The sequence below is a fragment of the Bacteroides eggerthii genome (genome assembly GCF_025146565.1).
Lineage (GTDB): Bacteria > Bacteroidota > Bacteroidia > Bacteroidales > Bacteroidaceae > Bacteroides > Bacteroides eggerthii.
Window position 1 is genome coordinate 2,428,718 of sequence record NZ_CP102258.1, and the last position, 14,438, is coordinate 2,443,155.

Consider the following 14,438-nt stretch of genomic DNA (forward strand, 5'->3'; position numbering starts at 1 on the left):
GGTGAGTTCGATGATGGAATATTTGCATATTCATGGTGAAGTGAAGACAGATTCACTTTCACGTATTCTCTATTCTACCGATGCTTCTGCTTATCGAGAGATTCCACTTGCCGTAGCCTATCCAAAGGATGAAGCAGATGTGCAAGAAATTGTGCGATTTGCAGCGAAGAGACATATTGACTTAATTCCTCGTGCAGGAGGGACTTCGCTTGCGGGACAAGTGGTGGGTAAAGGATTAGTCGTAGATATTTCCAAATACATGAATCGCATTTTGGAAATAAATAAGGAGGAACATTGGGTACGTGTTCAACCAGGAGTGGTATTAGATGAATTGAATCTATATTGTAAACCGTATGGTCTATTCTTTGGTCCGGAAACCTCCACTTCTAATCGGTGCTGTTTGAGCGGAATGGTAGGAAATAACTCATGCGGTTCGCATTCATTGGTATATGGTAGTACGCGTGATCATTTATTGGAAGCCAAAGTAATACTGAGTGATGGTTCGGAAGCTATTTTAAAGGGGCTGACTCCTAAAGAGGTAGATGAAAAATGCAAAGGCAATACGCTGGAGAACCTAATTTACAACCAGATTATTACACTATTATCAAAACCGGAGAATCAAAAGGAAATTATGGATCATTATCCTGAGATTTCTTTAAGACGACGTAATTCTGGATATGCAATTGATGAGTTACTTCATTGTAACTATTTTGATGCCGAAAGTTCAGAATCTTTTAATCTATGTAAATTATTGGCGGGTTCAGAAGGCACATTGGCTTTTGTGACAGAACTTAAACTAAATTTAGTTCCGTTACCACCTGTTGAGAAAGCTGTAATATGTGTACATTGTAATACGCTAGAAGAAGCTTTTGTTGCTAATCTTGTTGCTTTACAGCATCGTCCGGTTGCTATTGAACTTATGGATAGCAATATTTTGGAATTGAGTAAACAGAATATATCTCAAAATAAGAATCGTTTTTTTATTCAAGGAGATCCAGCAGCTATTCTTATAATAGAATTGGCAGAACAAACTCGTGAGGATGTTGATAAGAAAGCCGATGAGATAGAAGCTGATTTGAAAGCACATAGCTATGGAACGTATTATTCGCGTGTTTATGGAAAAGATATTGCTCGCGTATGGAGCTTGCGTAAGGCTGGGTTGGGACTATTGTCTGGTATGCCTGGAAGTGCCAAGCCGGTTTCTGTAATTGAAGATACTGCTGTTACCCCTCAACGTCTTCCTGCCTATATTGCTGATATGAAGCGAATGCTGGACAGATATGGATTGAGTTGTGTATATCATGCACACATAAGTACAGGAGAATTGCATTTGCGTCCTGTTTTGAATTTGAAAGAGGAAAAAGACCGAAAATTATTTCGAGCGGTAGCGACAGAAACTGCTAAATTGGTAAAGAAACATAGGGGATCGCTTAGCGGAGAACATGGAGATGGCCGGTTACGCGGAGAATTTATTCCATTATTGTTGGGTAACAAGGTTTATGGATTCTTGAAAGAAGTAAAAACAACTTGGGATCCAGCTTGCATTTTCAATATGGGGAAGATAGTGGATACTCCTCCAATGGATACTAGTTTGCGTTATGATCAGAGTGAGTTGGAAATGAATACTTTTTTTGATTATTCTCGACAAGAAGGCTGGTTGTGTGCTATTGAACAATGTAATGGTGCTGGTGATTGTCGCAAATTAGATTTGTTTGGAGGAACAATGTGTCCAACATATCGTGCAACAAAGGATGAAAGAAATACCACTCGTGCACGTGCTAACATTTTACGAGAATTGTTAATTCATCCGCAGCAAAGAGATAGATTCAGTCAAGTTGAGATTCTTGATATATTAGATACATGTGTATCTTGTAAAGCCTGTAAGTCTGAATGCCCTTCCAATGTAGATATGGCACGTTTTAGAGCTGAGTATTTGCAACATTATTATGATGTGTCTCGCGTTCCATTACGTTCCTGGCTAGTTGCTAATTTGACAAGTATACAAAAAATAGGTATACTCTTACCTGGAGTATATAATATTATTGTATCCAATAATATCACTTCGGCAATACTGAAAAAAATATTAAAGTTTGCACCTCAACGTTCTATTCCAAACCTTTATAAAACAACTTTGCGTAATTGGTTAAAACAACATGGGGATAACTTTTCTGCAAAAAACGGCAAGGTGTATTTATTTGCTGACGAGTTTACCAATTATATAGATGTAGTAATAGGTATTAAGTTTATAAAACTTCTGCGTACATTGGGGTATGAGGTTGTAATTCCTGAACATGTGGAAAGTGGGCGTACTGAACTTTCGAAGGGACTTCTGAGAAAAGCAAGGTCAATCGCTGAGAAGAATATAGGTTTATTGAAAGATATTATATCAGAAGAAACTCCATTAGTAGGTATAGAACCATCATGCATTTTGTCTTTTCGTGATGAGTATCCGGACTTAGTGGTAGATGAATTGAAAGAAGAAGCTCGTAATCTTTCGGTAAATTGCTTATTGTTTGATGAATTTATTGTACGTGAGATACATAAAGGAAATATAAAAAAAGAGCAATTTACTAAAGCTCCTTTGCATATAAAGCTGCATGGACATTGCCATCAAAAATCATTAGCATCTGTAGAACCATCTAAAGAAATGCTTTCTCTACCTAAAAATTATGAGGTCGATATTATGCCAACAGGATGTTGTGGTATGGCGGGAGCTTTTGGTTATGAAAAAGAACATTATGAGCTGTCTATGCAAATAGGGGAGCAGATTTTATTTCCTGCAATCCGTCAGGCAAAGGAGAGTATATGTATAGCAGCTCCGGGAACAAGTTGCCGGCAGCAAATAAAGGATGGTACTGGAAGAGAAGCTTATCATCCAATTGAAATTCTGTATGATGCTTTACTTTAGAAGTATATATATATCATAGTGCTTACAATAATAAATATCTCGCTACCTTGTTATTGGGATAAAAGTAGTATCTTTGTAGATAGTAATAAACGATTAGTTTATGGACAAGATAAAACCCTATAAAGAACAGAAAGAAGTTCTGCAAGTTGCCGGAGAATCGATAGCTGAATACGTTTCTATTTCTTTGGAACAACATTTTGTTTCGACTTATGTACGCGAAGATATTTCTCTCGGATTTGAACAATTTTCAAGGGGAGAATATCTTGATGCGTGGGATTTTGTAAATTCATTGCACCATTAATGTTTTTTCTAATTGTTTCCTTACGAGCAAAGGAGCGTATAGCTCAGGTTTCTGATTAATTCATTCCTCTTGATTTTCCTTTTATAGGCTATCCCTTCCCGGGATAGCCCTAATCAATACATATTTTTTAACTCATGAAAATACCATTTTCTCCTCCTTACATTGATGATACTGTCATCAATGAAGTAGTTGATTCTTTGCGCTCCGGTTGGATAACCTCCGGACCTAAAGTAAAAGCATTGGAAGAAGAAATAAAGTCTTTCTCCGGTGCCAAAGAAGTGCTTTGCGTAAATTCCTGGACTTCGGGGGCTATTATGATGCTTCGTTGGTTGGGGGTGAAGGCAGATGATGAGGTTATTGTACCGGCTTATACATATAGTGCAACAGCATTGGCAGTGTTGCATGCAGGTGCTAAACCTGTGATGGTGGACTCCGGTACGGATTTCAATATCTCGGTAGATGCCATTCGCAATGCGATTACTTCAAAAACCAAAGCTATTATTCCTGTGGATATCGCAGGTTTTCCTTGTGATTACGATAGTATTATGCAGTTGGTAAATGCACCTGAAATACGCGAGATGTTTAAAGCGGAGAGTGCGGCGCAAGAAAAACTGGGACGTATCCTTGTGATGAACGATGCTGCTCATTCATTGGGGGCATATTATAGCAAAAACCAGCGTACCGGTTGTGAAACGGACATTGCAATTTTCTCTCTTCATGCCGTAAAGAATGTGACAACAGCCGAAGGAGGAGCGATTTGTTTGAATCTGCCTATGCCTTTTGACAATGCAGAGTTGTATAAAGAGCTTCGTATGATGAGTCTGAATTGCCAGACTAAGGATGCTTTTTCCAAGTCTAAAGCCGGCGGTTGGCGCTATGACATTGTAGGTTTGGGGATGAAAATCAATATGGCCGATGTAAATGCCGCTATCGGTCTTGCACAGATACGGGAATATCCGAAACTGCTGCAAGAAAGAAAAAGAGTATTCAATACTTATACGAGAGCCTTTGAACACTGTGGCTGGGCAATTGTACCACCTTCAATAGACGGGGATAAAGAGAGCTCTTATCACATTTACGCTCTACGTATCAAAGGGTTTACAGAAGAACAACGCGACCGGATGATTGACGAGATAGCCAAAAGTGAAGTGGCTGTAAATGTACATTTTATTCCGATGCCAATGTTGTCATTCTTTAATTCCTTGGGATATGATATAAAGAACTATCCCCAGGCTTATGACAATTTTAAGGGAGAAATCTCTTTGCCCATATATCCGCAACTGGATGAAGAAAAGCTGGCTTTTATTGTTGATATAGTAAAAGCGGCGTATCATAAGGTGGCGGGTGATAAAATTGCTGAGTGATACGGTTGTAAAATTATGATTCGCTTCTTTGATATTCTTTTTTCCTTTTTGGGAATTCTGCTGCTATCTCCAATCTTTCTTATTCTTTACGTATTGATTTGTCTGGAAAGTAAAGGGGGAGGATTCTATTGTCAATTGCGTGTAGGGCGTTACGGTAGAGATTTTTATCTTTACAAGTTTCGTTCGATGCGTGTAGGAGCTGACAAACAGGGACTAATTACAGTAGGAGAACGAGACCCGAGAATAACCTGTGTCGGTTACTTTATACGGAAATATAAATTAGACGAACTGCCTCAATTATTTAATGTCCTGAAGGGGGATATGAGTCTGGTAGGACCGCGTCCTGAGGTAAGGAAGTATGTTGAGCTTTATACGGAAGAACAGCGTAAAGTTCTGTCTGTGAGACCGGGAATAACAGACTATGCTTCGATAGAATATGTTGATGAGAATACGATATTGGGGCAAGCGGATGATGCGGATGAAGCCTACGTGACGTTGATCATGCCTGATAAAATCAGGTATAATATGAAATATATCAATAATCGTTCTCTGAAAGAATATTTCAAGATAATCTTTTTGACATTTTGGAGGATTCTGCGTTGATTGGTTGAAAATTGGACATTTGATTTATTTAGAATTGAAAGGGACTCCCGGTTGCTGAATACAGCCGGGAGTTTTTTTAACCTTATTGTTCATTTTGCAATCCTTTTGTAAAGGATACGTATTGATACGTTGGCAATTTTATTGGAATAGCCGTTCTTTGGTGACGTTAAACCAATAAAAAAACAACAAAATTTATGGCAGTAGTAGCTTATTTAAGAGTAAGTACAGAAAAACAATTTTTGGAAAACCAACGAGAGGAAATTACGCGTTTTGCAGAGAAGAATGGAATGAGTATCGACAAGTGGTACACAGAGACTGTGAGTGGGAGCATCAGTAGTAAGGAACGTAAGTTATCAGGGCTTTTGGATAAGATGCGTCCCGGTGATTCTCTGATCGTTACGGAAATTTCCCGGCTTAGTCGTACATTGCTTGAGATTATGACTATCCTTAATTCGTGCATAAAAAAGGAGGTGATATTGTATAGCACTAAAGAAGGGTATGTCTTTCAGAATGATATTAACAGTAAAGTGCTGGGGTTCGCATTCGGATTAATGGCTGAGATTGAACGTAACCTGATTTCGATGCGGACTAAAGAAGCGCTGGCCCGCAGGAAGCAAGAAGGAAAACGTTTAGGGCGGAAAAAGGGGTATACGCCTAAGATGAGAATACTTGCCGAAAATAAGAAAGAACTGATGAAGAAACGTAGAAAAGGAACATCGTGTTCTGAACTCGCCCGACAAATGGGGGTGTCCAGAACAACGATGTTCCGCTTTTTGCACCATAAAAGATAAGCCGGCTGTTTCCGGTCGGAATGGATTATAACACAGATTACACAGAACATAGCAGGTGGATTGAGAAAACAGCCGATGACTGCGGGATATTCTATCTCTGTATGTATCTGTGTAATTTGCTGTGGATTACGAGTTTTGAAGCCCTCGTTTGTGCAGGCTCTTCAGCTCAAAGGACAGCATAATGCGGAAGAATCCTATGATGAGGAATGCAAACGAAATCATGTAAACTGCATAGATAGCACCCACCGCCGGTTGCCACAGGATGATGAGTGAGCATATAATGGCAAGAATGCCAAATGCGATGTACCACCCCCAATCTTTTGTTCCGTATCTTTTCAAGTCCATTGCATAGCCTGCCGATGAGAATCCCCTGAACATCAGCCAGAAGGCGATGATAAATGGAATGACTTCCATGCTCAATAGTGGATAGGCTATCAGATAGAATCCTAAAATCATATCAATAATGCCTCCTGCCAGATACCAGCCCCAACTGGATACCCTTCGGCGGTTACTGACGGCAAAGGATATTTCCAACAGACCACTGACCAGCATGGAAATGCTGAATAAGATGCTTAATGCTGCATATCCGTTAAGAGGAAAGAACATTAAACTTAATGCTACCACAACATACAAGATACCAAGGATAAGTGAAATCCACCAGTTTTTTACTTCTTGCTTTAGTTCATCAAAAATTGTCTTCATGTGATTCTTAATTTAAAAATGATTATTATAAGTTCGTTGGGGAGATAACAATCCGCAGAGTGAAAAGTTTCTATCGAACTTTTTCTCCACTTAGTTTGTTACTATACCATATAATTTGATAAAACTATGGCTACAACAAAATTTAAAGGACAACCGGTGAAAGTGATCGGTGAGTTTATAAAAGTGGGAGCAGTTGCCCCTGATTTTGAATTGGTAAAAACCGATTTGTCTTCTTTCTCATTGAAAGAACTGAATGGCAAGAATGTAATTCTTAATATTTTTCCGAGCTTGGATACCGGAGTATGCGCTACTTCTGTACGTAAGTTTAATAAACTGGCTGCCGGTTTGCCGGATACGGTAGTACTGGCTATTTCAAAAGACCTGCCTTTTGCACATGCCCGTTTCTGCACCACAGAAGGTATTGAGAACGTAGTTCCGTTGTCTGACTTCCGTTTCTCGGATTTTGATGAAAACTATGGTGTACGTATGGCAGACGGGCCATTGAGTGGCTTGCTGGCTCGTGCGGTGGTTGTTGTGGGTAAGGATGGAAAGATTGCCTATACGGAACTTGTTCCGGAAATCACGCAGGAACCGGATTATGATAAAGCGATTGCGGCGGTCAAGAAGTGAGTTCTTTGGACTTAACTATTTATTATAAGAAAAGCGGTGAATGAAGATTGTTTTCATTCACCGCTTTTTTCGTTGATTATTTTTTCTGTTTTGCGCCTTTATAGATAAGGAAGCCTACAATCAATACTGCTACCGCTATAATGACATAACCGATTTCGTGGCTATATTTCGTGGCTAATACATAGACGTCATTGGTTGTTTTGATATCGGTGAACCGGTATATGAAATAACCGAGCAACGCCAGTATTGTGTTCCATATTCCGGCGCCAAGAGTTGTATAAAGCAGGAATGGTCCTAACTTCATGCCTGCCAGCCCTGCCGGGATACTGATGAGTTGCCGTACCGCAGGAATAAGGCGTCCGAAGAAAGTGGACGCAGCACCATGTTTTCTGAAGTACTCCTCAGCATGATGTACTTTTGCTTCATCAATAAGGCACATATGTCCGAAACGGCTATTGGCGAATTTATAGACGATGGGGCGACCCAGCCAACGCGCAAGATAATAATTTATGAGCGCACCGAGGTCAGCACCAATGGTTGCGAAAATGACAACCAAAAAGATGTTCATACTGTCGTCAGTCATCGCTTTCCACGCAGCCGGTGGCACTATGACTTCCGAGGGGAATGGGATAAATGAGCTTTCAATAGTCATAAAGATTGTGACTACCCAATAATTCAAATTTTCTAATACCCATTTAATGAGCTCTGCTGATGATTCCATATTTGTATTAATGCTTGGTTTGGATTCTTATTGTAACGCATTCAGAATATTCCTCATGGCTTTTACCAATTCCTCTTTATCTTCGCTTTCCAGCAGTTCCTTTAATTTCTCCAGGTCTTCCTGTTGGAACGGATGCTTGCAAAGCTGGTTGTATTTCAGGAAATTCTCTTTGTCTTTAAGCAACATAGAGAGAGAGGCCAGTTTTTCATTGATATTTTCAAAGTGTGGGTCTAAATCTAGGACATGTTCAAACGCCAGTCGAGCATAGCTCAACTGGCCAAGTTCCATGCAGTATATGCCAATCTCATTCCAAGTATCGGCATAGGGTGCATAATCTAAGGCTGTTGCCCATTTTTCTATCGCTTTGTTAAAGTTATCGTCTTCCATATACATGCGGCCCTCAATCAGGTATGGGTCTACATCCTCCGGGTCTATTTCATGGGATTTCTTGAAATACTGATTGGCTTTACGTTTTTTTCCTAATTTGTAAAGGCAAAGCCCTGCATGTGCATATAAGGACGGCAACATCGTAAAGTCGATATCCCCGCTTTGTATGATCTGCTCAATATACTGGTATCCTTCTTCCCAGTGTCCTTTGGCTATTTCATTCAGTCCCATGAACATCTTGAGGAAATCGGGATTGATGGCTTTGTATTTCTCTGCTAAAGTGTAGTTTTCCAATGCACTTTCCTCATTTCCCAACTGATAGAAAGCATGTCCTTTCATTATATAGGCTTCGGCAAACTCTTCATCTGCCACGATTGCATAATCACATGCCTCAATGGCTTTGTCAAATAGCTGTTGCTCGAAATAGCAGCGTGCCAATCCGAACCAATAGGGAGCCGAATATGGATTCTTGTCTATCAGTTTGTTATAGAATGTCTCAGCTTTCTGATTCAATCCTTGCGCATGGAAGCAGTCGGCTGTGGCTGCAAGAAATGCTTCTTCCTCGGAGTAACTGTTCAATCCTTTGTTCAGCCATGACAGAGCTTTATCCGGGTAGCCCATATCGATATACATATAGGCTATATCCACGATATTGGCTAATTCATCTTTGTCTTCTATGCTGTCAAGAAGCTGTTCGGCTTCGTCCACTTTTCCTTCACCCAAAAGGATGTTCGCTTTAAGGACTTTCACTTCCGAAGAATAACTTTCGGGGATTTGGTCTATAATCTGTTTGGCTTTATCTCTTTTTTGGGCGTCCATGAAGAGATAGGCTTGCTCCACCAATAGAGGAGTGCTGTTGGGATGTAAGCGCAAACCATATTCTACGACTTCGGCAGCTTGTTCACTCTTTCCGCGCATGGCATACCAGTCGGCAAGGTCGGCTAAGTCGTCTGCGTCCAGATAGATCGGTTTGTTTTCGGCTTTTGCAGCTTCATATTGTTCTGCAAGTTCTTGTAATTCCTTGTCTCTTCCGGACAGCAGGTTCTTTTTACTCATTAACTCTTCTTACTCCTTATATTATTTATTGATTTTACCCCAAGTGTCTTTTAAACCTACGGTACGGTTAAATACCATTTTCTCCGTTGTGGAGTCGCGGTCTACATTAAAGTAGCCGATGCGTTGGAACTGCAGGTAGGAGAGGGGTTTCATTCCGGCAGCATATTTCTCAATGTAGCAGCATGGCAATACATTCAGGGAGTCCGGATTTATCATTTCTTTCATGGCTGTCAGCGCATCACAATTCTTTGCTTCGCGAATGGCTGCCAGTTCATCACGCGGATTTTCAACTTTCCACAAGCGGTCATAGAGGCGTACTTCGGCTTGTAGACAGTGTGCGCAGCTTACCCAGTGGATCGTTCCTTTTACTTTACGGTTGGCGCCGGGCATGCCACTTTTGCTGTCGGGGTCGTATTCGCAGTATACTTCTGTGATTTCTCCGGCATCGTTCTTCTTGCAACCGGTACACTTCACAATATATGCACTCTTCAAACGGACTTCTTGTCCGGGTGTCATGCGGAAGTATTTTTTCGGTGCATCTTCCATGAAGTCATCGCGCTCTATCCATAGTTCACGACTGAACTCGATGTTGTGGCTGCCTTCTTCCGGGCGTTCCGGGTTATTGATAGCTTCCATTTCCTCAACCTGTCCTTCCGGGTAGTTGGTGATGATAAGTTTCACCGGATTCAGCACAGCAGATATACGAGTGGCCCGGGCATTTAAATCTTCACGTACGGCACTTTCCAGCAAGGCGAATTCGTTAAGTGCATCATAAGTGGTGTAGCCGATTTTATCAATGAATTTATGGATAGACTCCGGTGAGTAACCGCGACGGCGGAAGCCGCAAATAGTCGGCATACGGGGATCATCCCAACCATTGACAAGACCCTCTTTTACCAAAGTCAGCAGGTTGCGCTTGCTCATGAGTGTATAGCTCAGGTTAAGCTTGTTGAATTCGTACTGGTGAGGACGGTGGTCATTCAAATCTTTTCCTTCTTTCACCCAGTCCACAAAGAGATCGTATAAAGGGCGGTGGGGTACAAATTCCAGTGTGCACAAAGAATGGGTCACCCCTTCAAAGTAGTCGCTTTGTCCATGAGCGAAGTCATACATCGGATATGCCTTCCAGGTAGTGCCCGTACGGTGGTGAGGATGTTTCACCACACGATAGATAATCGGGTCGCGGAAGTGCATGTTGGGGCTTGCCATGTCAATCTTGGCACGAAGCACCATGGCCCCTTCCTCAATCTCGCCGGTATTCATCTTCTGAAACAGTTCGAGGGTCTCTTCAATGGGGCGGTTGCGGTAAGGACTCTCTACGCCGGGTTGGGTAGGGGTGCCTTTTTGAGCGGCAATCTGTTCGGATGTCTGTTCGTCAATGTATGCTTTGCCCTCTTTGATGAGGCGGATGGCGAAGTCCCATAACTGCTGGAAATAGTCGGAAGCGTAATACTCGTTGCCCCACTGGTAGCCCAGCCATTGAATATCTTCCTTGATAGCCTCTACATACTCCACATCCTCTTTGGTGGGGTTGGTGTCATCAAAACGCAAGTTACAGATGCCGCCATGTGCGGCTGCAATACCAAAGTCCAGACATATGGCCTTGGCATGTCCGATATGAAGGTAGCCGTTGGGTTCCGGCGGGAAACGTGTCTGTACTTTTCCGTCATTTTTACCTTCTTTTAAATCGTTCTCTACTATTTGTTCTATGAAGTTCAGGCTCTTCTTTTCGCTTGTTTCTTCGCTTTTTATTTCTGCCATAATGCTATTGTTATTCATATAGTGGTACAAAGATAGCGCAAAATAATGAAGAATGAATAATGAAGAATGAAGAATTTCTTGTCCTTCATTCCTCGTTCTTCATTATTTATTATTCATTTACAGGAATATATCCACTCTTTTTAATGATTTCTTGACCTGCGGGTGACAATGTGAACTGCAAGAGAGGGGCTGCCTGGTCCGATTTTTTCTTATTATAATAGTAGTAGAGCGGACGCACGATGGGGTAGGTCTTGTTGATTGCATTCTCCAGAGTGGGAGTAGCAAAATGTTTGTCATCGTAGGATATGGCAAGAGTCTTGATGCGGGGCGATACATAGGCAAGTCCCACGTAACCGATAGCTCCGCGTGTCTGGCTGACCGATTGTATGATTGCTCCTGTGGCAGGCATGGAAAGGCTGCTGCTCATATAATTCTTGTTTTTCAGCACGCTCTCTTTGAAAAACTCGTATGTACCGGAAGATGTTTCGCGTGAGTAGACCACTATTTTACGGTCGTCTCCGCCCACTTGTTTCCAATTGGTGATTTTACCGCGGAAAATATCTTCCAGTTGCCGGCGGGTCAGTTGCTTCACCGGATTGGAGGGATGCACCACAACGGCCAGTGCGTCATAGGCTATCGTTATCTCTGCCAGTTCCTCTCCGGCTGCTTTCGCTTTCATCTTTTCGTTGAACTTGATACCTCTGGAAGCCATTGCAATATCAGTGGTTTCATCCAGTAGGGCGGAAATGCCTACACCGGTTCCACCGCCGGTGACGGTGACGCGCGCGTTGGGATTTAATTTCATAAAACGTTCGGCAGTTTGTTGCGTAATGGGAAGGACAGTGTCGCTGCCTTTGATGCGCTGGGCCTGAATGCGGGTAGTGGCAAATACCAGTGCAAGGATAATTAGAACTGCATGTTTCATCATATTCTGATCGTTTTTGAATGATATTTAAACAACGGTGGGTATGTTCCTGTTGTCCTTTCTTGCTGCAAAGAAAAACAATGCATATTACAATTCAGTTACATGCGGTGGTTTTTTGACTGTTGTAACAGCTTTGTAATATGTTTGAAACATTTCTTTCAAATGATAGTCACATTGTCTTAACATCTACCCTGTTTCTTTGTGCACAGAAATTTGATAGGTAGTATGAAAAAAGTTTTCGAGAAGATTGTGGAGGGCATATTGGCTTGTAGCGGCTTTGTAACGAGTCTTACGATTGTGCTAATCGTCTTATTCCTTTTTTCTGAAGCGGTGGGACTGTTCAACAGCCGGGTGATAGAAGAGGGATATGTGCTGGCTTTGAATAAAGATAATAAGGTAAGCGAACTAACTCCGGTTCAGATAAAGGATATTTTCGATGAAGAGATAACCAATTGGCAGGAAGTCGGTGGGGAGAATCTCCCTATCCGGCTTTTTCGTTTGGAAGATGTTACACGCTACTATACGGAAGAGCAGTTGGGAGCGTCTTATGAGAATGTGGGGGCATGCATTACGGATCTGGTGGAACGTACACCGGGAATCGTGGCTTTTGTGCCGCAGCAGTTCATTGGCAGTTCCGGCGCTGTCCGTTTGCTGCCAGACAACACCATTTCACTGAAAGATGTCTTTGCCGGAGCTGAATGGTTTCCGACAGCGACGCCTGCTCCGCAATTCGGCTTTCTGCCGCTGATAACGGGTACGTTGTGGGTGAGCCTTTTCGCTATTCTCATAGCCTTGCCGTTCGGCTTGGCAGTGGCTGTTTATATGTCTGAGGTGGCAAACCATAAGATACGGAACCTGATGAAGCCTATTATTGAACTGTTGAGTGGCATTCCTTCCGTTGTCTACGGTTTCTTCGGGTTGATTGTGATAGTTCCTTTTTTGCAGAAAGTCTTTGATCTGCCTGTGGGGGAAAGCGGGTTGGCGGGAAGTATTGTGCTTGCCATTATGGCGCTCCCCACTATCATTACGGTGACGGAGGATGCCATGCGTAATTGTCCGCGTGCCATGCGGGAAGCCAGTCTGGCGCTCGGCGCTTCACAGTGGCAGACTATATATAAGGTGGTGATACCTTATTCCATTTCCGGTATTACGTCCGGTGTTGTCTTGGGCATCGGTCGTGCGGTTGGTGAAACGATGGCAGTGCTGATGGTGACGGGAAATGCTGCTGTGATTCCCCATACGATTCTGGAACCTTTGCGCACAATTCCCGCTACCATTGCAGCGGAACTGGGTGAAGCGCCGGCAGGAGGAGCGCATTACGAAGCGTTGTTCCTTTTGGGAGTTGTATTGTTTTTCATCAGCTTATTGATAAACTTCACAGTAGAAGCTGTATCTTCGGGCAAAAGAAAATAAAAAGAATATGATAAATAGAAAACATCTTTCGCAAAACATTGCATTCGGATTGTTCCGTTTGCTGAGTTTAAGTGTGGTAGGAATACTTTTTGCTATTCTCGGCTTCATCATATATAAAGGTGTAGGAGTTATAGACTGGGAGTTCCTGACGAGTGCGCCGACAGACGGTATGACCTCGGGCGGTATTCTGCCGGCTATTGTCGGCACTTTTTGCCTGATGGCGGGCAGCGCGTTATTTGCCTTTCCGGTAGGGGTGATGAGTGGCATCTATATGAATGAATATGCACCTAAAGGTTGGGTTGTGCGCTTCATCCGCATAATGACGAACAACTTGAGTGGCATACCTTCTATTGTATTCGGTCTTTTTGGTATGGCATTGTTTGTTAACTATATGGACTTTGGTGACAGCATTTTGGCGGGGTCGCTTACACTAGGATTGTTGAGTCTGCCTTTAGTGATCCGTACCACCGAGGAAGCCTTGAAGGCGATTCCCGACAGTCTGCGTGAGGGCAGCCGCGCATTGGGAGCCACCAAACTGCAAACAATCTGGCACGTAATTCTGCCGATGGGGATGCCCAACATCATTACCGGACTGATTCTGGCCTTAGGGCGTGTGTCCGGAGAAACGGCGCCTATTCTCTTTACCTGTGCAGCCTATTTCCTGCCGCAACTGCCCGGCAGTATTTTCGATCAGTGTATGGCGTTGCCCTATCATTTGTATGTCATCTCCACCAGTGGTACGGATATGGAAGCCCAGTTGCCCATTGCCTATGGAACAGCTTTGGTACTGATAATAATTATTCTTTTGGTGAATCTGCTGGCAAATGCTTTGCGGAAATATTTCGAGAAGAAAATAAAAATGAACTAAACCGATAA

13 protein-coding genes are annotated in these 14,438 nt (G+C 42.5%); 8 read left to right on the forward strand and 5 right to left on the reverse strand.

Going from position 1 to position 14,438, the window contains the following annotated elements; all coding sequences use genetic code 11:
• The first annotated feature begins 10 nt into the window (after nucleotides 1-10).
• From NQ546_RS09985 to NQ546_RS10005, 5 genes are all read left to right on the forward strand, one after another.
• A complete protein-coding gene (locus tag NQ546_RS09985; RefSeq protein ID WP_004290004.1) occupies nucleotides 11-2,908 on the forward strand; it encodes an FAD-binding and (Fe-S)-binding domain-containing protein in 2,898 nt (965 codons plus the stop codon).
• A gap of 100 nt (nucleotides 2,909-3,008) precedes the next feature.
• Entirely contained in the window at nucleotides 3,009-3,209 is a 201-nt protein-coding gene (locus tag NQ546_RS09990) for a hypothetical protein (RefSeq protein ID WP_004290005.1), read from the forward strand.
• 134 nt (nucleotides 3,210-3,343) lie between these two features.
• The gene (locus NQ546_RS09995; RefSeq protein WP_004290006.1) at nucleotides 3,344-4,573 is read left to right on the forward strand and encodes a DegT/DnrJ/EryC1/StrS family aminotransferase; all 1,230 of its coding nucleotides are present in this window, start codon (nucleotides 3,344-3,346) and stop codon (nucleotides 4,571-4,573) included.
• A 15-nt stretch (nucleotides 4,574-4,588) separates the two neighbouring features.
• Nucleotides 4,589-5,176 (forward strand): sugar transferase, encoded by a 588-nt coding sequence (locus NQ546_RS10000; RefSeq protein ID WP_004290007.1) that lies wholly within the window; start codon nucleotides 4,589-4,591, stop codon nucleotides 5,174-5,176.
• A 194-nt stretch (nucleotides 5,177-5,370) separates the two neighbouring features.
• Nucleotides 5,371-5,967: a master DNA invertase Mpi family serine-type recombinase gene (locus NQ546_RS10005; protein ID WP_004290008.1), complete on the forward strand. Its 597-nt coding sequence runs from the start codon at nucleotides 5,371-5,373 to the stop codon at nucleotides 5,965-5,967.
• 126 nt (nucleotides 5,968-6,093) lie between these two features.
• Here NQ546_RS10005 and NQ546_RS10010 read toward each other — a convergent pair whose 3' ends face one another.
• Complete coding sequence (locus tag NQ546_RS10010; protein WP_004290009.1) at nucleotides 6,094-6,669, reverse strand: HdeD family acid-resistance protein; 576 nt, start codon at nucleotides 6,667-6,669, stop codon at nucleotides 6,094-6,096.
• A 126-nt stretch (nucleotides 6,670-6,795) separates the two neighbouring features.
• On the opposite strand from NQ546_RS10010, the gene tpx reads away from it, so the two are divergent.
• Entirely contained in the window at nucleotides 6,796-7,299 is a 504-nt protein-coding gene (gene tpx / locus NQ546_RS10015) for a thiol peroxidase (RefSeq protein ID WP_004290010.1), read from the forward strand.
• 76 nt (nucleotides 7,300-7,375) lie between these two features.
• Here tpx and NQ546_RS10020 read toward each other — a convergent pair whose 3' ends face one another.
• From NQ546_RS10020 to NQ546_RS10035, 4 genes are all read right to left on the reverse strand, one after another.
• Nucleotides 7,376-8,020 (reverse strand): DedA family protein, encoded by a 645-nt coding sequence (locus tag NQ546_RS10020; protein WP_004290011.1) that lies wholly within the window; start codon nucleotides 8,018-8,020, stop codon nucleotides 7,376-7,378.
• A gap of 27 nt (nucleotides 8,021-8,047) precedes the next feature.
• Nucleotides 8,048-9,463 (reverse strand): tetratricopeptide repeat protein, encoded by a 1,416-nt coding sequence (locus tag NQ546_RS10025; RefSeq protein ID WP_004290012.1) that lies wholly within the window; start codon nucleotides 9,461-9,463, stop codon nucleotides 8,048-8,050.
• Nucleotides 9,464-9,484: 21 nt separating this feature from the next.
• On the reverse strand, nucleotides 9,485-11,224 hold the full coding sequence (locus NQ546_RS10030) for a glutamine--tRNA ligase/YqeY domain fusion protein (RefSeq protein WP_021940732.1): 1,740 nt from the start codon (nucleotides 11,222-11,224) through the stop codon (nucleotides 9,485-9,487).
• 109 nt (nucleotides 11,225-11,333) lie between these two features.
• Nucleotides 11,334-12,152, reverse strand: coding sequence for a PstS family phosphate ABC transporter substrate-binding protein (locus NQ546_RS10035; protein WP_004290014.1), 819 nt, complete (start codon nucleotides 12,150-12,152; stop codon nucleotides 11,334-11,336).
• Between the two features lie 222 nt (nucleotides 12,153-12,374).
• Here NQ546_RS10035 and pstC point away from each other — a divergent pair, with 222 nt between their 5' ends.
• Nucleotides 12,375-13,562, forward strand: a complete 1,188-nt coding sequence (gene pstC / locus NQ546_RS10040; protein WP_004290015.1) for a phosphate ABC transporter permease subunit PstC — start codon at nucleotides 12,375-12,377, stop codon at nucleotides 13,560-13,562.
• Nucleotides 13,563-13,569: 7 nt separating this feature from the next.
• The gene (pstA, locus tag NQ546_RS10045) at nucleotides 13,570-14,430 is read left to right on the forward strand and encodes a phosphate ABC transporter permease PstA (RefSeq protein WP_004290016.1); all 861 of its coding nucleotides are present in this window, start codon (nucleotides 13,570-13,572) and stop codon (nucleotides 14,428-14,430) included.
• Nucleotides 14,431-14,438 lie beyond the last annotated feature (8 nt).